Origin of the sequence: Streptomyces sp. NPDC015127, assembly GCF_043080095.1 — a bacterium.
Classification (GTDB): Bacteria; Actinomycetota; Actinomycetes; order Streptomycetales; family Streptomycetaceae; genus Streptomyces.
The window spans coordinates 1-22,390 of record NZ_JBIBVE010000017.1 but is presented as its reverse complement, the minus strand read 5'-3'; the positions used below and the strand labels follow the sequence as shown (position 1 = coordinate 22,390).

The following is a 22,390-nucleotide window of genomic DNA, read 5'->3' as shown; positions in this document are numbered from 1 at the left end:
GGCGTTCACCTGCGGTTTTCAATGGTCCGCACCATGTCATTCCTTCGCGCCCTGACCCGTACCGCGCGCATGATCCGTCATACGCCCCGGTTGTCCGACGGCCTCGTGCCCGACAACGCGGTACTGCTCGACGCCCCCGACGAGCGGCTCGGTCCCGCGCTCGTCGCGGCCGCCGAGGGCGAGTACGAGGGAGCCGCGAAACTGCTGGCGACCACACGGGAATCAGCCGAATGGGAGAACCGCGACCGGTACGTGTCGCGGCTCGCGGCCTTCGCCCGCAACCGGGACGAATGGCTCGGCAGCTGGCTGGGCGCCTCGCCCCGCGACGCCGACGCCCTACTCGTGAAGGCGCAGCTCGCGGTCGCGCGGGCGTGGGAGTCACCGGCCCGCGCCGAGCGGCTGCGCGAGGTCGGCCCGCTGATCGACGCGGCGGCGGACGCCGAGCCGAGCGACCCGGTGCCGTGGCGCATCGCCCTGGACCACGCCCGCGGGACGCACGCGACGCACACGGCGTTCGAGTCCCTGTGGGAGCGGGCCATCCGCCGGTCGTCGCACCACTACGGCTGCCATGTGGCGGCGCTGAAGTACCTGTCCGCCCAGTGGTACGGCTCACACCGCGAGTGCTTCGACTTCGCGGAGAAGGCGGCGGCCGACGCGCTGCCCGGTTCCCTGGTCCAGGCGCTGCCGGTCCGGGCGGCGTTCGCCCAGCTGCTGGCCGGCGAGCCGACGACGTCGGTGCAGGACGACCGGATCGACACGGCGGCGGATCTGGCGATCTCGCTGTCCGGTGACTACGCGGCAGGGGATCCCTGGCCCGCCGAGGTACGCAATCTGCTCGCGTACGTCCTGGTGTCGCGGGGGCGGTGGACGGACGCGCTGGCGCAGTTCCGGCTCATCGGCCCGTACGCCACGTCCTTCCCCTGGACGTCGGTGACGGACGATCCGCTGGGGCAGTTCCTGCGGGCGCGGGACGGGGTGCGGATCGAGGTCGCGTCCACGATGCCGCTGCGCGGGCGCGGCGGCCGATCGCGCGCCCATTACTCTTGACCGCTGTGACGACCGCTCGCCTGCCCCTCTTCCCGCTGAACTCGGTGCTGTTCCCTGGGCTCGTGCTTCCCCTGAACGTCTTCGAGGAGCGTTATCGCGCCATGATGCGCGAACTGCTGAAGACGGACGAGGAGGAGCCGAGGCGCTTCGCCGTCGTCGCGATCCGGGACGGGCGGGAGGTCGCGCCGACCGCGCCCGGCATGCCGGACCCGACCGCGGTCGTCGAGCGCGGGCCCGCGGCCGGTTTCGGGCCCGACCCGATCCAGTCGTTCCACCGGGTGGGCTGCATCGCGGACGCGGCGACGATCCGGGAGCGGACCGACGGCAGCTTCGAGGTCCTGGCAACCGGCACGACCCGGGTGAAGCTGCTGTCGGTGGACGCGAGCGGCCCGTTCCTGACCGCGGAGCTGGAGGAGCTCCCGGAGGAGCCGGGCGACGGCGCGGGCGCTCTCGCGGAGGGCGTGCTGCGGGCCTTCCGCAGCTACCAGCAGCGGCTGGCGGGTGCGCGCGAACGGACGCTGTCGACCGGCGCGGAGCTGCCGGACGAGCCCTCGGTGGTGTCGTACCTGGTCGCCGCGGCGGCGGTGCTGGACACCCCCGCGAAGCAGCGGCTGCTGCAGGCCCCCGACACGGCGACGCGGCTGCGCGAGGAGCTGAAGCTGCTGCGGACGGAGACGGCGGTGCTGCGCCATCTCCCGTCGCTGCCGATGGTGGACCTCACCCGGCAGCCGACGAGCCCCAACTGACGGGAGGGACCACCCAGGTGGCGAAGAAGCAGAAGAAGCAGTCGGGAGGCACGCCGGCGACGGTGGCCCTGACGGCCGCGGGCACGCCCTTCACGCTCCACGCGTACGACCACGACCCGGCGTCGCCGTCGTACGGCGAGGAGGCGGCGGAGGCGCTCGGCGTCTCGCCCGACCGCGTCTTCAAGACCCTCGTCGCGGACGTGGACGGCACTCTGACGGTGGCGGTGGTCCCGGTCGCGGGCCAGCTCGACCTGAAGGCACTCGCGGCGGCGGTGGGCGGCAAGCGCGCGACGATGGCGGACCCGGCGGCGGCGGAACGCACGACGGGCTACGTGCGCGGCGGCATCTCGCCGCTGGGCCAGCGCAAGCGCCTCCCGACGGTGCTGGACGCGTCGGCGTCGTCCCACGAGACGATCTGCATCTCGGCGGGCCGCCGCGGCCTGGAGGTGGAACTCTCCCCGGCGTCCCTGGCCACCCTGACCTCGGCCACCCTGGCCCCCATCGGCCGGGCGTAGCGGCCGGGGCCCTCGCGCCGGGCGCGCCTTGCGGCCGGGAGCCGTGGCGTCGGCGCTGCGCGGGGCAGTTCCCCGGCCCGCCTCTTCCCCGAACCGGGGGCTCCGCCCCCGGACCCCCGCGCCTCAATCTCCCCCTACGGCCTGACGGCCGTGGGTGGGGGTACCTCCCACGCCGCCAGGCGTAGGGGGAGTGCCCCCAGCGGGGCTGCATTGCAGCCCGTCCGGTGACTGAGGAAACCGCGGGAAGCGCGGTACGGGGTCCGGGGCTGAGCCCCAGTTCAGGGAAGGGGCGGGGTGAGGGAGGTCACTGCTGCCAGGGGCCGTGCGGCTCCCACTCCGGCTCCGGGTCCCGCGGCCCGAACAGCGCGGTCAGCCCCAGGTGAACCGCCATCGCCGCCAACGGCCACGCCAGCAGCGCGTTCTTCGCGCCCAGTTCCAGATACGCGTCGAACGTCACCCCCTCGCCCACCTGGCGCGCATGCTCCACCACGTCCCGCGTCGGGCCGAACCAGACGCCCACGCCCCAGCCGAGCAGCGACGCCAGCAGTCCGCCGAGCGCGAGGGCCAGCACCAGGACGATGCCGCCGCGGCGGCGGAACAGGAAGACGGCCGCCGCGCTCAGCGCGCCCAGCCCGGCGGCCAGCAGCACAAACGTTCCGTCCGCGCCGATGGCCTCCTCCCCCTCGGTGTCCTTGAGGAAGACCCCGGTCTCGTTGGAGACCAGCGGCACGCGCGGCGCCAGCCACAGCCACAGCAGCCCGAGCGCGATACCGAGCACCGTCACGGCCACCAGCACCACGACGCCGTCCCTGAGGTCCTTGATCAGCTCGTCCCGCTGCGCGCCGTCCTTCCGGTACGGCCCGTCGCCCGTCCAGGTCGCACCCGCGGGGACAGGGCCGGAGGGCGGCGACTGCCAGGGGTTGTCGCCGGAGGGCTGGTTCGGCCGGTGGGGAGGAGTCAGCGGTGCGGTCACACCGCCATCGTGCCAGGCCCGCCCGAGTGACGCCTCACCGGACTGCCGCCCGCCGGTACGCCCACGTCGCCACCGCCAGGGACACCACGCCGACGACCGCGCAGACGGCCAGGTCGATGCCGACGGCCACCCAGTCGGGTCGCGCGTCGAAGGTACGGGCGAGGGCCTCGACCCCGTACGTGGAGGGCAGCAGGTCGCGCGCGTACGAGATCGGTCCCGGCAGCCGGTCCGCAGGGAGCACCCCGAGCAGCAGCGCCGCCGACATGCCCAGCTGACCGAGCAGCGTGGCCAGCTCCTGGCGCGGCGCGAGCAGCCCGAGGGCCGCGCCCAGCCCGGCCAGTGCCGCGCCGGACAAGGGGATCACCGCGGCGAGCACCCACAGGTGCGTCAGCGGCAGCTGGAAGAGCACGCTGCCCGCGACCGCCGTCACCACGGTGCCGGGCACGGTGAAGGAGGCGTACGCCCCCGCTGCCCCGAGCACCACGGCCGCGGGCGGCACCGGCAGCGTGGCGTAGTGGTCGAGGCCGCCACCGGCGCGCAGCTGCCCGAAGTACTGCGCGAGCAGGTTCAGGGCGACGAAGGCGACGACGAGCACGCTCGCGCCCGCGACGACCGCGCGGGCCTCCGTGCCGCCGTCGACGACCCCGCGCATCAGGACCATGATCCCGACGGACTGGAAGGTCGCCACGAACAGCAGCGGGATCCGGGCGACCCTCGCCCGGGACAGCTGCGCGCGGTACACGGCGGCGAGCGCCGGCAGCAGTCGCGCCCGTGGCGCGAGCGGTGCGGCCTCCTCGGTGACGGGGACGGCCCCGCGCACCGTCCTCGCCGCTGCGGCGGAGATGATGCTCACGCCTTGACCAGCCCCTTCGTCGCGTTCCCGCCGAGTGCCAAGTACACGTCCTCCAGACTCGGGGTGGCCAGCGTGAAGTCGTCGAGCGCCGCGAACGCCGCGCCGCCCGTCACCGCGGCGACCGCGGCCCGCGCCTCCTCCGGCGCGAGCCGCAGCACCCACCGGCGGCCGGACTCCTGCGCGACACCGCTGAGCGCGGCGACCTCGGGCACGTCGAGCGGCGCCCGGTCGCGCCACACCAGTTCGACGCGGACCTCGCCCGCGACCCTCTCCTTCAGGCCGGAGGGCGTGTCGCAGGCGATGACGCGTCCGCGGTCGAGGACGGCGACGCGGTCGAGGACGGTTTCGGCCTCGATGACGTTGTGGGTGACGAGGAGCACGGTCGCGCCGCGCTCGGCGCGGCGGCGGTCGACCGCCGCCCACACGGCGCGCCGGGCGACGGGGTCCATGCCGGTCGTCGGCTCGTCCAACACGAGGACCGGCCGCTCGCCGACGAGGGTCGCGGCGAAGCAGGCGAGCCGCCGCTGGCCGCCGGACAGCTTCTTGAGGGGGCGCGTGGCGAGGGCGGTGAGTCCGAGCTCGTCCAGGACGGCGTCCCGTTCGTCGCGGGCCTGCCGTACGGTCAGCCCGCGCAGCCGCCCGGTGGTCTCGGCGGCGAGGGCGACGGTCAGTTCGTCGAGGGCAGTGGACTCCTGGCCGAGGTAGCCGACGAGCCGGGCCGCCCGCTCGGGGTGGCGCACCAGGTCGTGGCCGAGGAGTTCGACGCTGCCGGAGTCGGGGCGCATGAGCCCGGTGAGCTGGCGCACGAGGGTGGACTTGCCGGCGCCGTTGGGTCCGAGCAGGCCGAAGATCTCGCCGCGCCGGACTTCGAGGCTGATCCCGTCGGTGGCCCGCACCTCGGGTGTCCCGGGCGTGCCCCTCCTGCCGCGCGCGGCGGGGTACGTCTTGACCAGATCCCGCACCACGCACACCGTACTCACGAGGTACGAGACTACGGGGTCCGGCCGCCCCGAATGCCCTCGGGCCCCGACTGCTCCCCCGTCGGAGCGTGCTCGGCGGCCGTCCTCACGTCGATCTCGCGCCAGAATCCGGCCCGGATCGCATAGCGGTCGTGCTCGTCGATCTGGTCGTCCTTGTGGGCGAGAAGTCCGAAACGGGCCGCGTAACGCAGCAGTTCGCCGTCGATACGGTGCGGAATCCGCGGATACATGCTGGACAGATTCTGCACGTGGCCCGCCTCCGGCAGCCGTGCCATCCAGCGACGCGCGAAGACCTGGCCCACTTCGAAGGGGTCCCCGCCGACGGTGGTGATGTCCTCCTCGCGGTCGGCCCAGCGCTGTTCGGCGCTGGTGAGCTGGGCGAGGGTGGGCAGGGACGCGCTCTCCGGCGGTTCGCCGAGGGCTCCCTGGCCGGACCGGTCGATCCAGCCCTTGTCGGAGGACCAGCGCAGGGTCGCGTTCGTGGGGGCGGGCGCGGGGTGCTGGCCGGGGGCGCGCAGTGCGGCGAGGTCCTTGGGCGTGGGCACGCCCTTGGCGGGGGCCGGGGCCGGGGCGGTGTCGGTGCCGGAGTCGGCGGGCGCGGCCGGGGTGCCGTTGCGCGCGGCTGCCTCGGCCGCGCGCTCGGCGGAGGCGGCGAGCGCCGACTCGGGCAGCGGCGCGGACAGGATGGCGGCGATCTCGGGGCGGGGCGCGGGCGGTGGGGCGCAGATGCCGCCGAGGTCCTTGGCCCGTACGGCGCGGGTGATCCAGACCCGGTCGAGCACGCGGCGTTCGTCGGCCTCGGCGACCAGGTCCTCGGACTGGTTGTAGTCGCCGTCGGCGGCCTGGACGGCCCACAGGTGGACGGCGACGCCGTGTTCCTTCGCGGACATCAGGCCGGGCAGCAGGTCGCCGTCGCCGGTGACGAGCACCACGTCGGAGCAGGCGCGGTTCCTGGCCAGTTCGGTGAGTTCGGCGTGCATGGCCGCGTCGACGCCCTTCTGGGCCCAGCGGCCGTCGCTGCGGGTCAGGGCGCCCAGCCGGACGGTGACGCGCGGCATCACGCGCAGCCTGCGGTGCTCGGGCTGGGGGACGCGGTCCGGGGCGCCGTCGAACCAGTAGATGCGCAGGAGCGGGCGTTCGGTGTCGGCCTCGGCCAGGTCGCGCAGGCCCTGGATGAGGGCGGAATGGTCGACGGTGATCCGCGAGCGCGCCGGTTCTCCCGCGAGAAGGCTCGCGGCGGCGCCCAGCAGATATCCGGCGTCCACCAGGACGACGCAGCGGTCCACGCGTTCCACCCTCTTTCGGGGACTCTTTCGGCGACGTTCCCGGGAGCCCTTCCGCGATCACCGGATTTCCGGTGGTCATGGGGAACTCGGAGGTCGGGAAAGGTCCGGATCGGGGATTGTTCCGGGTTTCCTTCGAGTCTGCCCGACTGCCGCAGCGTTGACGGCCGGAACTCGATCATCGGCGTGGCGGATCGATCGAGTCCTGGCCTCCGACGGGCGATTACGGTCCGCAATGATCCAAAATGCGCGGGTTATTCGGCTATGTGAATCTGACAGCGGCCCTGGCCCCTAAACCCCACAGGAGGCATCCACCATGGCCAAGAACAAGAACCGGGAACGCAGTCAGAAGTCCTCGCCGGCGGAGCGCGGCCGCCAGGAGGCCACCAAGACGTCCATAGAGGCGCAGGCCGAGCAGCGCGCGGCGCACGTGACGCCGTCCGATGTGGCCCACAAGGGCCGGCAGAAGCGCTTCGGCCACAACTGACAGACGTGATCAGCAGAAGGGGCGCGCCCGTGACGACGGGCGCGCCCCTTCTGCACGCGCTTCGCAGCGCCCCGCGCGCCCTTCAGGGCGCCCGGCGGCTCAGCCGGCCAGGCAGGACGGGCCGAGCAGCACCTTCAGGTCCCCGAACAGGGCCGGATCGGGCTGGACCCGGTGCCGGTCGAGCCGGAGCACCGTGGTCTTGCGCGGGCCCTGGAGCTTGATGCGCACCTCGGTGTTGCCCTTGTGGTGGCTGAGGATCTCGCCGAGGCGGCTGACCATGGGCGGGGTGACCTTGACGGTCGCGATGGTCACCACGACCGGCGCGTTGGTCCCGGCCGACGACAGGTCGGGGACCATCAGCTCCATGGCGACGAGCCGCGGCACGTCCTCGCGCTTGTCGAGCCGCCCCTTGACGAAGACGACGGTGTCCTCGACGAGCTGGGTGGACACGAGCTGGTACGTCGCCGGGAAGAACATGCACTCGATGGAGCCGGCGAGGTCCTCGACGGTGGCGATCGCCCAGGCGTTGCCCTGCTTGGTCATCTTGCGCTGCAGGCCGGAGATGATGCCGCCGATGGTGACGACCGCGCCGTCCGCGTGCTCGCCGCCCGTCAGCTGGGAGATGGCCGCGTCCGTCTTGTCGGACAGGACGTGCTCGATGCCGAACAGCGGGTGGTCGGAGACGTACAGGCCGAGCATCTCGCGTTCCTGCGCGAGGAGGTAGGACTTCTCCCACTCGACGTCGGAGAACTCGACGTCGAGGCCGAAGCCGGGCTCGCTGCTCTCCTCCTCGCCCATGCCGCCGAAGAGGTCGAACTGCCCCTCGGCCTCCTTGCGCTTGACCGCGACCACGTTGTCGATCATCGGCTCGTGGTGGGCGACCAGGCCCTTGCGGGTGTGGCCCATCGTGTCGAAGGCGCCGGCCTTGATGAGCGACTCGATGGTGCGCTTGTTGCAGACGACGGCCTCGACCTTGTCGAGGAAGTCGGGGAAGGAGCTGTACTTCCCCTTGGCCTTGCGGGTCTTGATGATCGACTCCACCACGTTGGCGCCGACGTTGCGCACGGCGGTGAGGCCGAACAGGATCACGTCGTCGCCCTGGGCGGCGAAGTTCGACATGGACTCGTTGACGTTGGGCGGGAGGACCTTGATGCCCATGCGCCGGCACTCGTTCAGGTAGACGGCCGACTTGTCCTTGTCGTCCTTGACCGAGGTGAGCAGCGCCGCCATGTACTCGGCGGGGTGGTTGGCCTTGAGGTACGCCGTCCAGTAGGAGACGAGTCCGTACGCGGCGGAGTGGGCCTTGTTGAAGGCGTATCCGGCGAAGGGGACCAGCACGTCCCACAGGGCCTGGATGGCCTCGTCGCTGAAGCCCTTCTGGCGCGCGCCCTCCTGGAAGAGGACGAAGTTCTTCGCCAGTTCGTCGGGCTTCTTCTTGCCCATGACGCGGCGGAGGATGTCGGCCTCGCCGAGCGAGTACCCGGCGATGATCTGGGCGGCCTTCTGGACCTGCTCCTGGTAGACGATCAGGCCGTAGGTGACGTCCAGGACCTCCTTGAGCGGCTCCTCCAGCTCCTTGTGGATCGGCGTGATCTCCTGCTGGCCGTTCTTCCGCAGGGCGTAGTTCGTGTGCGAGTTCATGCCCATCGGGCCCGGGCGGTAGAGCGCGGACACGGCGGAGATGTCTTCGAAGTTGTCCGGCTTCATCAGCCGCAGCAGGGACCGCATGGGGCCGCCGTCGAACTGGAAGACGCCGAGGGTCTCGCCGCGCTGGAGCAGTTCGAAGGTCTTCGGGTCGTCGAGCGGCAGGGAGAGCAGCTCGAGGTCGATGCCCTTGTTGGACTTCACCATCTTGACGGCGTCGTCCATGATCGTCAGGTTGCGCAGGCCGAGGAAGTCCATCTTCAGCAGGCCGAGCGACTCGCAGCTCGGGTAGTCCCACTGCGTGATGGTGACGCCGTCGGTGTGCCTGACCCACACGGGGACGTGTTCGGTGATGGTCTCGCTCGACATGATCACGCCGGCGGCGTGCACGCCCATCTGCCGGACCAGGCCCTCGACGCCCTTGGCGGTGTCGATGACCTTCTTCACGTCCGGCTCGTTCTCGTACATCCCGCGGATCTCGCCGGCCTCGCTGTAGCGGGGGTGCGAGGGGTCGGTGATGCCGTTGAGGTCGATGCCCTTGCCGAGGACGTCGGCGGGCATGGCCTTGGTGAGCCGGTCGCCCATCGCGTACGGGTAGCCCAGCACGCGGGCGGAGTCCTTGATCGCGTTCTTCGCCTTGATCTTGCCGTACGTGCCGATCATGGCGACCTTGTCGGCGCCGTACTTCTCGGTCACGTACCTGATCACCTCGACGCGCCTGCGCTCGTCGAAGTCGATGTCGACATCGGGCATGGAGACGCGCTCGGGGTTGAGGAAGCGCTCGAAGATCAGGCCGTGCGGGATGGGGTCGAGGTCGGTGATGCCCATGGCGTACGCGACGATCGAACCGGCCGCGGAGCCTCGGCCCGGGCCCACCGCGATGCCCTGGTTCTTGGCCCACATGATGAAGTCGGCGACGACGAGGAAGTACCCGGGGAACCCCATCTGGATGATGACGTCCATCTCGTACTCGGCCTGCTTCTGGCGGTCCTCCGGGATGCCGCCGGGGAAGCGGCGGTGCATGCCGCGCTGGACTTCCTCCTTGAACCACGTGACCTCGGTGTGGCCCTCGGGGATGTCGAACTTCGGCATGAGGTCGCGCTTCTCGAACATGCCGGCGGTGTCGACCTGCTCGGCCACCAGGAGGGTGTTGCGGCAGCCCTCCTGCCAGGCGTCCGAGGAGTCGATCGCGTACATCTCGTCGGTCGACTTCAGGTAGTAGCCGGTGCCGTCGAACTTGAAGCGGTCGGGATCGGAGAGGTTCTTGCCGGTCTGGATGCACAGCAGCGCGTCATGGGCGCCGGCCTCGTGGGCGTACGTGTAGTGCGAGTCGTTGGTGACCAGCGGCGGGATGCCGAGCTTCTTGCCGATCTCCAGCAGTCCGTCGCGGACCCGGCGCTCGATCTCGATGCCGTGGTCCATCAGCTCCAGGAAGTACCGGTCCTTGCCGAAGATGTCCTGGTACTCGGAGGCGGACTTCAGCGCCTCGTCGAACTGGCCGAGGCGCAGCCGGGTCTGGAGCTCTCCGGAGGGGCAGCCGGTGGAGGCGATCAGCCCCTCGGACCACTGGGAGATGGTCTCCTTGTCCATCCGCGGCCACTTCTGCAGCCAGCCCTCGGCGTAGGCGTCGGAGGAGAGGCGGAAGAGGTTGTGCAGGCCCGTCGCGTTCGCCGCCCAGATCGTCTTGTGGGTGTAGCCACCGGAACCGGAGACGTCGTCCCGCTTCTGGTGCGGCTGGCCCCAGAGGATCTTGCGCTTGTTCCGCCGGGACTCGGGGGCGACATAGGCCTCGATACCGATGATCGGGGTGACCCCGGCCTTCTTCGCGGTGTGGAAGAAGTCGTACGCGCCGTGGAGGTTGCCGTGGTCGGACATGGCGATATGGGTCATGCCCATCTCGTTGCACGCGTCGAACATGTCCTTGAGCCGCGCGGCACCGTCCAGCAGCGAGTACTGGGTGTGGACGTGAAGGTGCGTGAAGGGCGGCTTGGTCACGGCGGAGGGCCTCCGGGCTGCTGTCTTCCGGGGGGCGAGCCCCCGGGCCCCCACTCTGGGGGACAGCGTGGAAGTCTACGTCGCGGGACTGACACCCGGTGGGAAACGCGGGGCGGAGCCCCTCGACGAGACAGGGCCGCAGGGTGAGCGGCGGGCGGGCACTCCTGCGCGCCGTCGCACGTTGGACCCGGCGGAAACGCCACCCCCTTCGCCATGCACCAGGAGGCACCCCGCGATGCCGGTCCCGCAGCCCACCGCCGAGCAGCGCGGCGAGGAGATCCTCGCCGTTTTCGACACCGCTTTCGGCGAGCTCCTGGCCGCCGACCCGGCGGCCTTCCGGGTCAAGTTCCGCAAGATGGCGGCCTCCGCCTTCGCGTTCTACCGGGGCACGGCGTGCCTGTTCTACAGCGACCTGGAGCAGGAGCGACACGGCGGTCCGTTCCTGGACGAGCGCACCGGCCGGGTGTGGATCCACGGCGACCTCCACGCGGAGAACTTCGGCACCTACATGGACGCCAACGGCCGCCTGATCTTCAACGTCAACGACTTCGACGAGGCCTATGTCGGCCCCTTCACCTGGGACGTCAAGCGCCTGGCCGCCTCGCTCGCCCTGATCGGCTACACCAAGGCGCTCAGCGACGAGCAGATCACCGATCTCGTGCGGATCTGCGCCGCCGCCTACCGCGAGCGCATCCACGCGCTGGCGACCGGCGCGAAGTACGACGAGGTGCCGCCCTTCACTCTCGACACCGCCGAAGGGCCCCTGCTCGGCGCGCTGCGCATGGCGCGCTCGCTCACCCGGTTCTCGCTGCTGGACTCGATGACGGAGATCCGCGACTTCGAGCGCCGGTTCGCCTCGGGCGGCGGCTCGATCGAGCTGGACGCGGCCACGCGGTACAAGGTGCTCGCCGCCTTCGACGGCTATCTGGAGACGCTGCCGGAGTCGAGCCTGACCCGCCCGGACTCCTACCGGGTCAAGGACGTGGTGGGCCGGCGCGGCATCGGTATCGGCTCGGCGGGCCTTCCCTCGTACAACATCCTCCTGGAGGGCACCAGCGACGCCCTGGAGAACGATGTCGTGATCTACATGAAGCAGGCGCAGACCCCGGCCGTCTCCCGGCACATCACCGACCCGGCCATCCGCGACTACTTCCAGCACGAGGGCCACCGCACGGTGATCTCGCAGCGCGCGCTGCAGGACCACGCCGACCCGTGGCTGGGCTGGACGGAGATCGAAGAGGGAGGACGCCGGACGGGCCAGCTGGTCGCCGAGGTCTCTCCGTACGCGGTGGACCTGGACTGGTCGGACATCGACGACCCGGCCGAGATCGCCGCCGTCGTCGCCGACCTCGGCCGGGCGACGGCGACGATGCACGCGGCGGCGGACGACGAGAGCGGGCACTCGCTGGTGCCGTTCTCCACCGAGCGCGCCATCGACGCGGCGATCGCGGCGGACGAGGACGGCTTCGGCGACCTGCTGGTCGACTTCGCCCACGGCTACGGCGCCCGGGCACGGGCGGACCACCAGATCTTCGTGGACCTGTTCCGCAACGGCAGGATCCCTGGCCTGCGGGTTCTTTAGGGATCCCTTACAGGAAGGCGTGGCACACTCACCGGCGATGGACGTCTCGGGTATGCGGCTCAGGGCGCTGCGGGCGGCGGTCTTCACGGCACTGGTCGTGACGCTGTCCGCCGCTTCGCATGTCCTGCTCTCGCGGGCCCCGTTGCCGCTGACCACCGTCGCGGTGCTCACCGCCGCCGTCTTCGCCGTCGCCTACGCGCTGTCGGGCGAGGAGCGCGGCTTCGGGCGGATCGCCGGCCTGCTGATCCCGCTGGAGCTGGCCGCCGACACGGTCTTCACCATGGGCCAGCACGCGTGCTACGGAGCCGCCGGCGGACCGGTCACCGGGTCGCTGCGCTCGGTCGGCCTGGACGTGCTGTGCGGCGGCAGCGTCGGCGCGCGACTGCCGGGCGTCACGGCGGGCGCGGAGACCGGCAACCTCGGCGCCCTGCTGGACTCGCCGGATCCCGCCGTGCCCTGGCTGCTGCTCGCCGCGCATGTCTCGGTGGGGCTGCTCGCCGCGGCCTGGCTGCGACGGGGCGAGGCGGCTCTTGCCTCCCTGCTGCGCTCGGTGGGGACGTTCGCCTTCCGCCCGCTGCTGCTCGCGGTCGCCGCGCTGTGCGGCACCGAGGGTGCTCCGCGCACGACGGGCCGCCGGGAGCACCGCGAGCCCCGCTTCTCCCGTGCGCGTCTGCTGGTGCACTCCGTGGGACGGAGGGGACCCCCGCGTCCGGTCGCGCTCTGCGCGTGAAACCGCGCTCTCAGCGCGCCCGGCCGGAAGTCCCCCTCTGTACCCCTGTCCCCATGGAGTGAATGATCATGAGCAAGCGCAACAACCAGGCCAGCAAGGCGGCGGCCCGTGAGCGGCTGCGTCTGGAGCGCGAGCGCCAGGCCAAGAAGGACAAGCTGCGCCGTCAGCTGATCGTCGCCGGAACCGGCGTGCTGGTCCTGGCGATCGCCGGCGGTGTCGGCTTCGGCATCATGCAGGCCAACAAGCCGTCCCACTGGGAGGCGGTCGCCGACCAGAGCAGCGTCACCGCGCCGAAGAACACCGAGGGCAAGGACGGCACGACCGTCGTCATCGGCAAGCCGGACGCGAAGAAGACGCTGGAGCTGTACGAGGACTCCCGCTGCCCGGTCTGCGCGGTGTTCGAGCAGGCCGTGGGCCCGACGGTCGAGAAGGACGTCGAGGCCGGAAAGTACAAGATCAAGTACGTCGGCGCCACGTTCATCGACAACGCCGACAACGGCGAGGGCTCCAAGAACGCGCTGAGCGCGCTGGGCGCCGCGCTGAACGTGAGCCCCGACGCCTTCATGGCCTACAAGTCGGCGCTCTACTCGGCGAAGTTCCACCCCGAGGAGAGCGACGACAAGTTCGCCAAGGACGCGTACCTGCTCGAGATCGCCGACTCGGTGCCCGCCCTGAAGAACAACAGCGAGTTCGAGAAGAACGTCGAGGACGGGACCTTCGACGCCTGGGCGATGAAGATGTCGAAGGCGTTCGACGCGAGCGGGGTGGGCGGCACGCCGACCCTGATGATGGACGGCAAGAAGATCACCGCCGAGGGCAGCGACACCGCGCCCATGACGGTGGAGCAGTTCACCACGGCGATCGACAAGGCACTCAAGGGCTGAACACACCTGCGGCGGGGCCGCGGTTGACCGTTTCCGAACGGGCGGGCGAACTTTCCGTATTCGTCCGCCCGTTCGGCTTACCGATCAGTAGTCTGATCGGCCGTGACCAGTCGAATCTCTTCAACTCCCAGTCGCCGCACGGTCGTCAAGGCCGCTGCCGCCACCGCTGTCGCCGCACCCGTTCTCGCGGCCGGAACTCCCGCCACCGCGGCGGACCAGACCCCCTCCTTCCTCCACGGCGTCGCGTCGGGCGACCCGCTCCCCGACGGCGTCCTGCTGTGGACGCGGGTCACGCCGAGCGCGGACGCCGTGCCCGGCTCCGGCAGGGGCGCGGACACCCAGGTGGACTGGGAGGTCGCGGAGGACAGGGACTTCGGGCGGGTCGTCGCCCGCGGCAGCGCCACGTCCCGCGCCGGGTCGGACCACACCGTCAAGGCGGACGTCCGGGGTCTGCGGCCGGCGACCACGTACTGGTTCCGGTTCACGGCCGGTTCCGCGGTCTCGCCGGCCGGCCGCACCCGGACCGCTCCGGCCGCCGGCGCCGCCGCGGCCGGTGTGCGCTTCGGCGTGGTCTCCTGCGCCAACTGGGAGGCCGGCTGGTTCTCCGCGTACCGCCATCTCGCCGCCCGCGCGGACCTCGACGCGGTCCTGCATCTCGGCGACTACATCTACGAGTACGCCACGGGCGGCTACCCGGCCGAGGAGAACGTCGTACGGCCGCACGAGCCGAGACACGAGATCACCGGCCTCGCCGACTACCGCCTGAGGCACGCCACCTACAAGACGGACACCGATCTGCAGGCGCTGCACGCCGCGCACCCGGTGATCGCGATATGGGACGACCACGAGTTCGCCAACGACACCTGGTCGGGCGGTGCGGAGAACCACACGCCGGGCACCGAGGGCGCGTGGGCGGCGCGTGTGGCGGCGGCCAAGCAGGCCTACTTCGAATGGATGCCGGTGCGCGCGTCCACCGAGGGCACCGTGTACCGCAGGTTGCGCTTCGGCAGGCTGGCCGATCTGCACCTGCTGGACCTGCGCTCGTTCCGGTCACAGCAGTCCGGCATAGGCAATGGCGATGTCGACGACCCGGACCGCACGCTCACCGGCCGGGCGCAGCTGGACTGGCTGAAGGCGGGCCTCGCGTCGTCCGACGCCTCATGGCAGCTGGTCGGCACCTCGGTGATGATCTCGCCGGTCGCCTTCGGCTCGCTGCCCGCGCATCTGCTGGGTCCGCTCGCCGAGTTGCTGGGGCTGCCGCAGGAGGGTCTGGCGGTCAACGTCGATCAGTGGGACGGGTACACGGACGACCGCAAGGAGCTGCTGGCCCATCTGACGCAGCGCGGGATCGAGAACACCGTGTTCCTCACCGGCGACATCCATATGGCCTGGGCCAACGACGTGCCGGTGAAGGCCGCCACGTATCCGCTGTCCGCGTCCGCCGCGACCGAGTTCGTGGTGACGTCGGTGACGTCCGACAACCTCGACGACATCCTCCATGTCGCGCCGGGCACGGTCTCCCTGGTCGCGCAGGGCGCGATCCGCGCCGCCAACCGCCATGTGAAGTGGGTGGACATGGACGCGCACGGCTACGGGGTCCTGGACGTGACCGCCGAGCGGACGCAGATGGACTACTACACCATCTCGGACCGGACGAACCGGGACGCAACGTCCGCCTGGTCGCGCTCCTACCGCACCGTGAGCGGAACGCAGAAGGTCGAGCGCGTGAACCAGCCGGTGCGCTAGCGGAAACGAGGGGCGTTTTTCAGCCACTCCCCGAACTGTTAACGGGAGATCACATCGCTACGACGGGTGGCGTGTTTCGCACCATGAATGCGGACACACCACCCGTCGTCGTCCTCTGCTTCGTTACGTGCAGATCTCAAGTGCCGGACAGGGCCGAAACTTTTCTCCACGATGTCCGTAATCGCCCCATGATTGATTGGGCTTGATCGATCCTCATCAACATCTGACATGCACCCGTAATCTCCCCGCGGTGGCCAAGATCGGCCCCCTCTTTAACCCCCCGCGAGGAGACGTCATGCGTGCTCTTGCCCGTATATCCCCCCGTCTGCGCCACCGCGCAGTCGGTACGGCGATCATGGCCGGAACCCTGGCCATTGCGCCGCTCTCCGCCCCCGGCAGCGTCGCCGCCACCCAGGCTGTGGTGTCTGCGGACTCCGCGGCCGCCTCCGCCGAGGAGTGCGTGGAGGACACGCACGAGCACGCGAGCGCCGCGGCCCGCGAGACGCGCCCCGGCGCCGGGCACGTCAACGAGCCCAACGAGATCACCGCGACCAAGGCGAAGGCCATGGACGCGGACCTGAAGAAGAGACTGGAGGCGGCGCGCACCAACGCCCGCGGCCTGTCCACCACCGCCGCGGTGAGCATCCCGGTCTACTTCCACGTCATCCACGACGGCGACAAGGGCAAGCTCACGAGCGCCCAGATCAGCAGCCAGATGGCCGTCCTCAACTCCGCCTTCGCCGGCCAGGGCACCGGAAACGTCGACTCCGGCTTCCAGTTCACGCTGGCCGGCACCGACTACTCCAACAACCCGTCCTGGTACAACCTGGCCTCCGGCTCCACCGCCGAGAAGGAGATGAAGTCCACGCTCCGCCAGGGCGGCGCCGGCGCGCTCAACTTCTACACCGCCAACCTCAGCGGCGGCCTGCTCGGCTGGGCGACCTTCCCGTCCTCGTACAACTCCAACCCGTCGATGGACGGTGTGGTCGTGCTCGACGCCTCGCTGCCCGGCGGCACCGCCGCCAACTACGACGAGGGCGACACCGCCACCCACGAGGTCGGCCACTGGATGGGCCTCTACCACACCTTCCAGGGCGGCTGCAACGGCAACGGCGACTACGTGACGGACACCCCCGCCGAGAAGAGCCCCGCGTACCAGTGCCCGACCGGCCGTGACACCTGCGCCAGCAAGACCGGCGTGGACCCCATCCACAACTTCATGGACTACACGTACGACGCGTGCATGTACCAGTTCACCTCGGGCCAGGTGCAGCGCATGAAGGACCACTGGACGGCGTACCGCGCCGGCTGACTCGTCGCGCACGGGCACGGTGCGGCGCACTCGCCGCACCGTGTCCGACGGTGAGTCACCTCAGAGGGTGTCGAGGAAGCCCAGGGCGGTCCGCCAGGTCTGCTCTGCGGCTTCCTCGTCGTAGTCGGGCAGATCGGGGTCCGTGTACAGGTGCCCCGCGCCCGCGTAGCGGTGGATCTCCACGTCCGCGCCCGCCCGCTGCATCCCCAGGTACCAGGTGTTCAGCCAGTCGTCCGGCTCGAAGGGGTCGGGGTCCGCGACATGCAGCTGGACGGGCAGGCCGTCCGCCGACGCCCCCTCCGCGATGTCCGAGGTGCCGTGCAGCAGCAACAGGCCGCGCGCCTTCTCGTCGCCCAGCGCGAGGTTCTGCGCGATCGCGCCGCCGAACGAGAAGCCGGCGTAGACCAGCCCCTGCTCGGAATGGGGCGCGGCAGCGCGGATCGCCCGCCGCAGCAGCTCGTCCGTGCCGATCCTCTCCCGCAGCTCCATGCCCTCCTCGACGCTCCCGGCGGTTTGCCCGTCGAACAGGTCGGGCACGCGAACCTCGTGCCCGGCGGCACGCAGCCGGTCGGCAGCCGCGTGCACCGCCGCGCGCAGACCGAAGGTCGAATGGAAAAGGATGATGTTCATCCGGCCATCCTCCCAGCCGCCTTCGCCTCACGGAGTCAGGAGACATGGAGAACCTACTGCGCCCGTTCACCGTCGTCGGCGGATCAGTGCTGCTGACGCTGCTCGTCGGCTGGGCCGTCGACCGGCTGCTGCGCCGCGTGGACGACCGCCACCCGGAGACACCGCTGTGGGACCTGCTGCGCCGCTGCCGCCTGCCGTTGCAGGTCGTGCTCCTCGGAGCGCTGCTGCGCGCCACGTACGGCGAGATCCACCAGCCGCTGGTGCGGGAGCGCAGTGCGGGCATCGGGCATGTCCTGTCCCTGGTGCTGATCGGCGCGAGCGCGTGGCTGGTGACCCGTATCGTCTCGGCCGCGGTGGAGTCGACGTACGCGCGTTACGCGTCGTCCACGCGGGACCCGGCGCGCGTCCGCCGGGTGCGCACACAGGTCACGCTGATCATGCGCATCGTCACCGCGGTCGTGGCCGTCGTGGCGTTCGCCGCGATGCTGCTGACCTTCCCCGGCATGGAGAAGGTCGGCGCCTCGATGCTGGCGTCCGCGGGCATCATCGGCATCGTCGCGGGCGTGGCCGCGCAGTCGACGCTCGGCAACCTCTTCGCCGGATTCCAGATCGCCTTCGGAGACATGGTGCGCATCGGCGACACCGTGGTGGTCGACGGCGAATGGGGTGTGGTCGAGGAGGTGACGCTCACCTTCCTGGCGGTGCGGACCTGGGACGAGCGGCGGATCACGATGCCCGTGTCGTACTTCACCAGCAAGCCGTTCGAGAACTGGTCCCGCGGCGGCGCACAGATGACCGGCACCATCTTCTTCCACCTGGACCACTCGGCGCCGGTGGCGCTGATGCGGGAGAAGCTGGGGGAGATCCTGGAGGACTGCCCGGCCTGGGACCGCCGCGACTGGAGCCTCGCCGTCACGGACACCACCCCCAGCACGATCGAGGTGCGGGCGGTGGTCACGGCGAAGGACGCCGACGACATATGGACCGCGCGGTGCACGGTACGCGAGCAGATGGTGGCCTGGCTGTGCGAGAAGCACCCGTACGCGCTGCCGCGCATCGCGACGTCGGCCGCCTCGCTGCCGCCGTCGGGCCAGTGGCCCGCGCCCTCGTCCGCACCGGTGCCCGGCCCCGTCCCCGCCCAGGAGGACAACGCGCCGCGCACGGGCCGCGGCTGACGCCACCCCTCTCGGGCCGCCGGGCGCGGCGGCTGTCCCCGGGGCCGGGCCGTCCCTACCCTGGGCGCGTGACCTCTGTGCCGCAGCGCCTCACCTGGGCCGTCGAACAGCTGGACGTACAGCCCGGCGACCGGGTACTGGAGATCGGCTGCGGCCCCGGCGTCGCGCTCGGGCTCGTCGCGACGCGGCTGACCACCGGCACCGTCACCGCGATCGACCGCTCGGCGCACGCCGTCGACGCGGCCCGCCGGCGCAACCGCGCGCACATCACGGACGGCCGCGCCGAGGTGCGGCAGCTCGCGCTCACCGAACTGCCGTCCGACAGCGACCGCTTCGACAAGATCTTCGCCGTGAACGTCAACGTCTTCTGGACGTCCGCGGCCGACCGCGAGGTGGCCCTGCTGCGCGGCCTGCTGGCCCCGGGCGGAACGCTGTCGCTGTTCTACGAGCCCCCGGAGCCCACCAGGGCGCGTGAGCTGGAGGGCATTCTGCTGCCCAAGCTCACCTGGCCGGGTGCGACCACGGTGATCTCCAACGGGCGGACGGAACGCTCCGCCCTGCTCGGCGTCCAGGTCACCGTGGTCTGACGCGGCGGCGGGTTCAGCGCAGGCTGTGCACGTCCAGGTGCCGCAGCACCCGGTCCACGATCTCCGGGTCGGCCCCCGGCTCGTTGCGCGCCGACAGCACCTCGTGGCGCGCGGCCGACATCATCTCCCGCTGGATGCGCCGCACCGTCGCGATCCGCTCGGCCCGCCTGGAGAACCATTCCCGCCGCTCGTCGTCAACGATGTCCGGACTGATCCGGGCGCCCATGTCGAGGGCGCCGCGGTGGAGGCGCTCGCTGACCTCCTCCGGCAGGTCCTCGTCGGCCTCGATCTCCTTGAGCCGTGCCTTCGCGGCCTTCGCCGCCCGGACGGCGAGGCGGCGCTCCAGCTCACGCTCGGCGCCGGTGTCCGCGCGGACCCCGAGCCGCCGTACCAGCCACGGCAGGGTCAGGCCCTGGCAGACCAGGGTCGCCATGATGACCGCGAACGCGACGAAGATGATCACGTCGCGCAGGGGGAATCCGGTGCCGTCGTCCGTCTCCAGCGGAATGGCGAGGGCCAGCGCGACCGATGCCACGCCCCGCATCCCCGACCACCACAGGACGACGGTCTCCTGCCAGCTGGTCGGGACGTCCTCGTCGTAGTCGCGCAGGTGGTGCATGCGTTTGGCGAGCCAGGCGGCCGGCAGCAGCCACAGCAGCCGTACGCCGACGACCACCGCTACGACGGCGGCGCTCCAGCCGAGCAGCTGTACCAGCCGCCCGTCGGCGGTGCCGAAGACGTTGTGGAGTTCGAGCCCGATGAGCCCGAAGGCGACGCCGGTGACGAGGGTGTCGACGATCCCCCAGAACGTGCTCCCGGCCAGCCGCCCCATCACGTCGTCCGCGTCCGCCGTGTGCTCGGCGAGGAACAGCGCGGTGGTCAGGACGGCGAGGACACCCGAGCCCATGAGCTCCTCGGCCAGCACGTAGCTCGCGAACGGCACCATCAGCGAGAGCCCGACCTGCAGCGTCGGGTCACCGAGCAGCCCCATCAGCTTGTTGGAGAGCCAGCCGAGCGCGAGGCCCACCGCCACGGCGACGACGGCCGACAGCACCAGTTCCCCCGCGGCGATCCCCCAGGAGAACTCACCGCTCACGGCCGCCGCGATCGCCACGTGGTAGAGCACGATGGCCGTGACGTCGTTGAACAGCCCCTCCCCCTCCATGATCGACACCAGCCTGCGCGGCAGCCCCAGCGAGCCCGCGACCGCGGTGGCCGCCACCGGGTCGGGAGGCGCGACCAGCGCGCCGAGCGCGACCGCCGCGGCGATCGGCAGACCGGGGACGACGGCATGGGCGACGGCGGCGACCGCCGCGGTCGTGACGAACACGAGCGCGACGGCGAGCAGCAGGATGGGCCGGGCGTTGGCGGTGAACTGCCGCCAGGAGGTGCGCTGCACGGCCGCGTACAGCAACGGCGGCAGCAGCAGCGGAAGGATGAACTCGGGCGGCACGTCGACGTTCGGCACGAAGGGCAGCAGCGCCAGCACGATCCCGGCGAGCGTCATCAGGACCGGCGCGGGCAGCCCGAGCCGCTGTCCCAGCGGTACGGTCACCACGGCGCCGAACAACAGGGCGAACAGCAGCGCCAATTGGTCCACGATGCGTCCTCCGCCGGCCGGAAACCTTGAGGATCAAGATCTCAACCCTGCCACGGGAACCGGCCGAACCGCGTGAACGCCTCCGCCGCCGGTGCACTCAGGAAGACAGGGCGCGCCGCATGGACCGGTGCGGTATCCCGGCGTCCAGGAACTCGGCGCCGTACGCCTCGTATCCGAGCCGCTCGTAGAAGCCCAGCGCATGGGTCTGCGCGTGCAGGTCGACCGCCGCGAGGCCCCGCTCGCGCGCCGCGTCCTCGATGGCGCGCACCAGTGCCACGCCCACACCGAGCCCGCGTGCGGCCGCGGTCACCGCGAGCCGCCCCAGCGAGCCGACGGTGAGATCTCCGCCGGTCCGGTCCGCGGCGGCCGCGCCGTGCAGCAGCCGCCCGGTGCCCAGCGGCACACCGTCCGCGCGCACCGCGAGGACATGCACGGTGGCGGCGTCCTCGGCGTCGTGGGCGTCGTACTCGATGTCCTCGGGCACCCGCTGCTCCGCGACGAAGACCTCCTTGCGGACCGCGAAACACGCCTCACGGTCCTGCGGCCCGACCGCGACCCGCACGGTGTACGCGCTCACGCGCTCTCCGCGGCGATCTTGTCCAGGGCCTGCTGGAGGTCGTCCGGATACTTGCTCTCGAACTCGATCCACTGCCCGTCCGACGGGTGCTCGAAGCCGAGCCGCACCGCGTGCAGCCACTGCCGGGTCAGGCCGAGGCGCTTGGCCATCGTGGGGTCGGCGCCGTACGTCAGGTCGCCGACGCAGGGGTGGCGGTGCGCCGCCATGTGCACCCGGATCTGGTGCGTGCGGCCGGTCTCCAGCTTGATGTCCAGCAGCGACGCGGCCCGGAACGCCTCGATCAGGTCGTAGTGCGTCACCGACGGCTTTCCTTCGGCCGTGACCGCCCACTTGTAGTCCAGGCTGGGGTGCCGGCCGATCGGCGCGTCGATGGTGCCGCTCAGCGGGTCGGGGTGGCCCTGCACGAGAGCGTGGTAGCGCTTGTCCACCGTACGGTCCCGGAACTGCTGCTTGAGCAGCGTGTACGCCCGCTCGGACTTGGCGACCACCATCAGCCCGGACGTGCCGACGTCGAGCCGGTGCACGATGCCCTGTCGCTCGGCGGCGCCCGAGGTGGAGATGCGGTAGCCCGCCGCGGCGAGCCCGCCGATCACGGTGGTCCCGGTCCAGCCCGGGCTCGGGTGCGCGGCCACGCCGACCGGCTTCGCGATCACGACGATGTCGTCGTCGTCGTGCACGATCTCCATGCCCTCGACGGGCTCGGCCACGATCTGCACCGGCGCGGGCGCCTGGGGCATCTCGACCTCGAGCCAGGCGCCGCCGCGCACCCGCTCGGACTTTCCGACCACCGAGCCGTCGACCTGCACCTTCCCGGCAGCGGCGAGCTCGGCCGCCTTGGTACGGGAGAACCCGAACATACGGGAGATGGCGGCGTCGACGCGCTCGCCCTCCAGGCCGTCGGGTACGGGCAGGGTGCGGATCTCGGGAAGCGTACTCACCCGTCGAGTATGCCTAATGGGACGCGAAGGCTGGTACGCGAGCCCCGATCATGGTCGCGGGTTGGCACCAGTTTTCGGGGCGCGGAGCAAGCCTTTGAGTATGCCC

At 71.2% G+C, this 22,390-nt stretch carries 20 protein-coding genes; 11 read left to right on the top strand and 9 right to left on the bottom strand.

Going from position 1 to position 22,390, the window contains the following annotated elements; all coding sequences use genetic code 11:
• Positions 1-21 precede the first annotated feature (21 nt).
• Genes ACF08N_RS29560 through ybaK form a run of 3 tightly spaced genes read left to right on the top strand, consistent with a single transcriptional unit; the run spans position 22 to position 2,308 of the window.
• A complete protein-coding gene (locus tag ACF08N_RS29560) occupies positions 22-1,047 on the top strand; it encodes a hypothetical protein (RefSeq protein ID WP_392327772.1) in 1,026 nt (341 codons plus the stop codon).
• Positions 1,048-1,052: 5 nt separating this feature from the next.
• Positions 1,053-1,793 carry an LON peptidase substrate-binding domain-containing protein gene (locus ACF08N_RS29555; protein ID WP_392327771.1) on the top strand — a complete coding sequence of 247 codons (741 nt, stop codon included), beginning with the start codon at positions 1,053-1,055 and terminating at the stop codon, positions 1,791-1,793.
• Positions 1,794-1,810: 17 nt separating this feature from the next.
• Positions 1,811-2,308, top strand: a complete 498-nt coding sequence (gene ybaK / locus ACF08N_RS29550; protein ID WP_392327770.1) for a Cys-tRNA(Pro) deacylase — start codon at positions 1,811-1,813, stop codon at positions 2,306-2,308.
• A gap of 304 nt (positions 2,309-2,612) precedes the next feature.
• Here the strand turns inward: ybaK and ACF08N_RS29545 are convergent, their stop codons facing one another.
• Genes ACF08N_RS29545 through ACF08N_RS29530 form a run of 4 tightly spaced genes read right to left on the bottom strand, consistent with a single transcriptional unit; the run spans position 2,613 to position 6,409 of the window.
• Positions 2,613-3,281 carry an ABC transporter permease gene (locus tag ACF08N_RS29545; protein ID WP_392327769.1) on the bottom strand — a complete coding sequence of 223 codons (669 nt, stop codon included), beginning with the start codon at positions 3,279-3,281 and terminating at the stop codon, positions 2,613-2,615.
• A gap of 34 nt (positions 3,282-3,315) precedes the next feature.
• Positions 3,316-4,128 carry an ABC transporter permease gene (locus tag ACF08N_RS29540; protein ID WP_392327897.1) on the bottom strand — a complete coding sequence of 271 codons (813 nt, stop codon included), beginning with the start codon at positions 4,126-4,128 and terminating at the stop codon, positions 3,316-3,318.
• A 2-nt stretch (positions 4,129-4,130) separates the two neighbouring features.
• On the bottom strand, positions 4,131-5,105 hold the full coding sequence (locus tag ACF08N_RS29535; protein WP_392327896.1) for an ABC transporter ATP-binding protein: 975 nt from the start codon (positions 5,103-5,105) through the stop codon (positions 4,131-4,133).
• Positions 5,106-5,125: 20 nt separating this feature from the next.
• Positions 5,126-6,409: an NYN domain-containing protein gene (locus tag ACF08N_RS29530; protein WP_392327768.1), complete on the bottom strand. Its 1,284-nt coding sequence runs from the start codon at positions 6,407-6,409 to the stop codon at positions 5,126-5,128.
• A 304-nt stretch (positions 6,410-6,713) separates the two neighbouring features.
• Here ACF08N_RS29530 and ACF08N_RS29525 point away from each other — a divergent pair, with 304 nt between their 5' ends.
• Entirely contained in the window at positions 6,714-6,884 is a 171-nt protein-coding gene (locus ACF08N_RS29525; protein WP_392327767.1) for a hypothetical protein, read from the top strand.
• 99 nt (positions 6,885-6,983) lie between these two features.
• On the opposite strand, the gene dnaE is transcribed toward ACF08N_RS29525, so the two are convergent.
• Positions 6,984-10,523 carry a DNA polymerase III subunit alpha gene (gene dnaE / locus ACF08N_RS29520; protein ID WP_392327766.1) on the bottom strand — a complete coding sequence of 1,180 codons (3,540 nt, stop codon included), beginning with the start codon at positions 10,521-10,523 and terminating at the stop codon, positions 6,984-6,986.
• Between the two features lie 235 nt (positions 10,524-10,758).
• Here dnaE and ACF08N_RS29515 point away from each other — a divergent pair, with 235 nt between their 5' ends.
• The 5 genes from ACF08N_RS29515 to ACF08N_RS29495 all read left to right on the top strand — a co-directional run bounded on the left by ACF08N_RS29515 (position 10,759) and on the right by ACF08N_RS29495 (position 16,777).
• A complete protein-coding gene (locus ACF08N_RS29515; RefSeq protein ID WP_392327765.1) occupies positions 10,759-12,105 on the top strand; it encodes a DUF2252 domain-containing protein in 1,347 nt (448 codons plus the stop codon).
• 37 nt (positions 12,106-12,142) lie between these two features.
• A complete protein-coding gene (locus ACF08N_RS29510; protein ID WP_392327895.1) occupies positions 12,143-12,835 on the top strand; it encodes a hypothetical protein in 693 nt (230 codons plus the stop codon).
• Positions 12,836-12,903: 68 nt separating this feature from the next.
• On the top strand, positions 12,904-13,719 hold the full coding sequence (locus ACF08N_RS29505) for a DsbA family protein (protein ID WP_392327764.1): 816 nt from the start codon (positions 12,904-12,906) through the stop codon (positions 13,717-13,719).
• Between the two features lie 102 nt (positions 13,720-13,821).
• Positions 13,822-15,465, top strand: a complete 1,644-nt coding sequence (locus ACF08N_RS29500; RefSeq protein WP_392327763.1) for an alkaline phosphatase D family protein — start codon at positions 13,822-13,824, stop codon at positions 15,463-15,465.
• 295 nt (positions 15,466-15,760) lie between these two features.
• The gene (locus ACF08N_RS29495) at positions 15,761-16,777 is read left to right on the top strand and encodes a zinc metalloprotease (RefSeq protein ID WP_392327762.1); all 1,017 of its coding nucleotides are present in this window, start codon (positions 15,761-15,763) and stop codon (positions 16,775-16,777) included.
• 60 nt (positions 16,778-16,837) lie between these two features.
• Here the strand turns inward: ACF08N_RS29495 and ACF08N_RS29490 are convergent, their stop codons facing one another.
• Entirely contained in the window at positions 16,838-17,407 is a 570-nt protein-coding gene (locus tag ACF08N_RS29490) for a dienelactone hydrolase family protein (RefSeq protein ID WP_392327761.1), read from the bottom strand.
• A gap of 44 nt (positions 17,408-17,451) precedes the next feature.
• Here ACF08N_RS29490 and ACF08N_RS29485 point away from each other — a divergent pair, with 44 nt between their 5' ends.
• Positions 17,452-18,582 (top strand): mechanosensitive ion channel family protein, encoded by a 1,131-nt coding sequence (locus ACF08N_RS29485; protein WP_392327760.1) that lies wholly within the window; start codon positions 17,452-17,454, stop codon positions 18,580-18,582.
• Positions 18,583-18,650: 68 nt separating this feature from the next.
• Positions 18,651-19,169 carry an SAM-dependent methyltransferase gene (locus tag ACF08N_RS29480; protein ID WP_392327759.1) on the top strand — a complete coding sequence of 173 codons (519 nt, stop codon included), beginning with the start codon at positions 18,651-18,653 and terminating at the stop codon, positions 19,167-19,169.
• Between the two features lie 13 nt (positions 19,170-19,182).
• Here ACF08N_RS29480 and ACF08N_RS29475 read toward each other — a convergent pair whose 3' ends face one another.
• The 3 genes from ACF08N_RS29475 to ACF08N_RS29465 form a co-directional block, all read right to left on the bottom strand.
• Positions 19,183-20,769: a Na+/H+ antiporter gene (locus ACF08N_RS29475; RefSeq protein WP_392327758.1), complete on the bottom strand. Its 1,587-nt coding sequence runs from the start codon at positions 20,767-20,769 to the stop codon at positions 19,183-19,185.
• Between the two features lie 97 nt (positions 20,770-20,866).
• A complete protein-coding gene (locus ACF08N_RS29470) occupies positions 20,867-21,346 on the bottom strand; it encodes a GNAT family N-acetyltransferase (RefSeq protein ID WP_392327757.1) in 480 nt (159 codons plus the stop codon).
• Positions 21,343-22,284, bottom strand: a complete 942-nt coding sequence (locus ACF08N_RS29465; protein WP_392327756.1) for an RluA family pseudouridine synthase — start codon at positions 22,282-22,284, stop codon at positions 21,343-21,345. Before ACF08N_RS29465 ends, ACF08N_RS29470 begins: the two co-directional genes overlap by 4 nt.
• Positions 22,285-22,390 lie beyond the last annotated feature (106 nt).

What these genes read in the sequence shown, in the direction of transcription:
- ACF08N_RS29560 (WP_392327772.1), top strand. Translation starts at nt 22, where the DNA reads ATGGTCCGCACCATGTCATTCCTTCGCGCCCTGACCCGTACCGCGCGC.
- ACF08N_RS29525 (WP_392327767.1), top strand. Translation starts at nt 6,714, where the DNA reads ATGGCCAAGAACAAGAACCGGGAACGCAGTCAGAAGTCCTCGCCGGCG.
- ACF08N_RS29515 (WP_392327765.1), top strand. Translation starts at nt 10,759, where the DNA reads ATGCCGGTCCCGCAGCCCACCGCCGAGCAGCGCGGCGAGGAGATCCTC.
- ACF08N_RS29510 (WP_392327895.1), top strand. Translation starts at nt 12,143, where the DNA reads ATGGACGTCTCGGGTATGCGGCTCAGGGCGCTGCGGGCGGCGGTCTTC.
- ACF08N_RS29505 (WP_392327764.1), top strand. Translation starts at nt 12,904, where the DNA reads ATGAGCAAGCGCAACAACCAGGCCAGCAAGGCGGCGGCCCGTGAGCGG.
- ACF08N_RS29495 (WP_392327762.1), top strand. Translation starts at nt 15,761, where the DNA reads ATGCGTGCTCTTGCCCGTATATCCCCCCGTCTGCGCCACCGCGCAGTC.
- ACF08N_RS29490 (WP_392327761.1), bottom strand. Translation starts at nt 17,407, where the DNA reads ATGAACATCATCCTTTTCCATTCGACCTTCGGTCTGCGCGCGGCGGTG.
- ACF08N_RS29485 (WP_392327760.1), top strand. Translation starts at nt 17,452, where the DNA reads ATGGAGAACCTACTGCGCCCGTTCACCGTCGTCGGCGGATCAGTGCTG.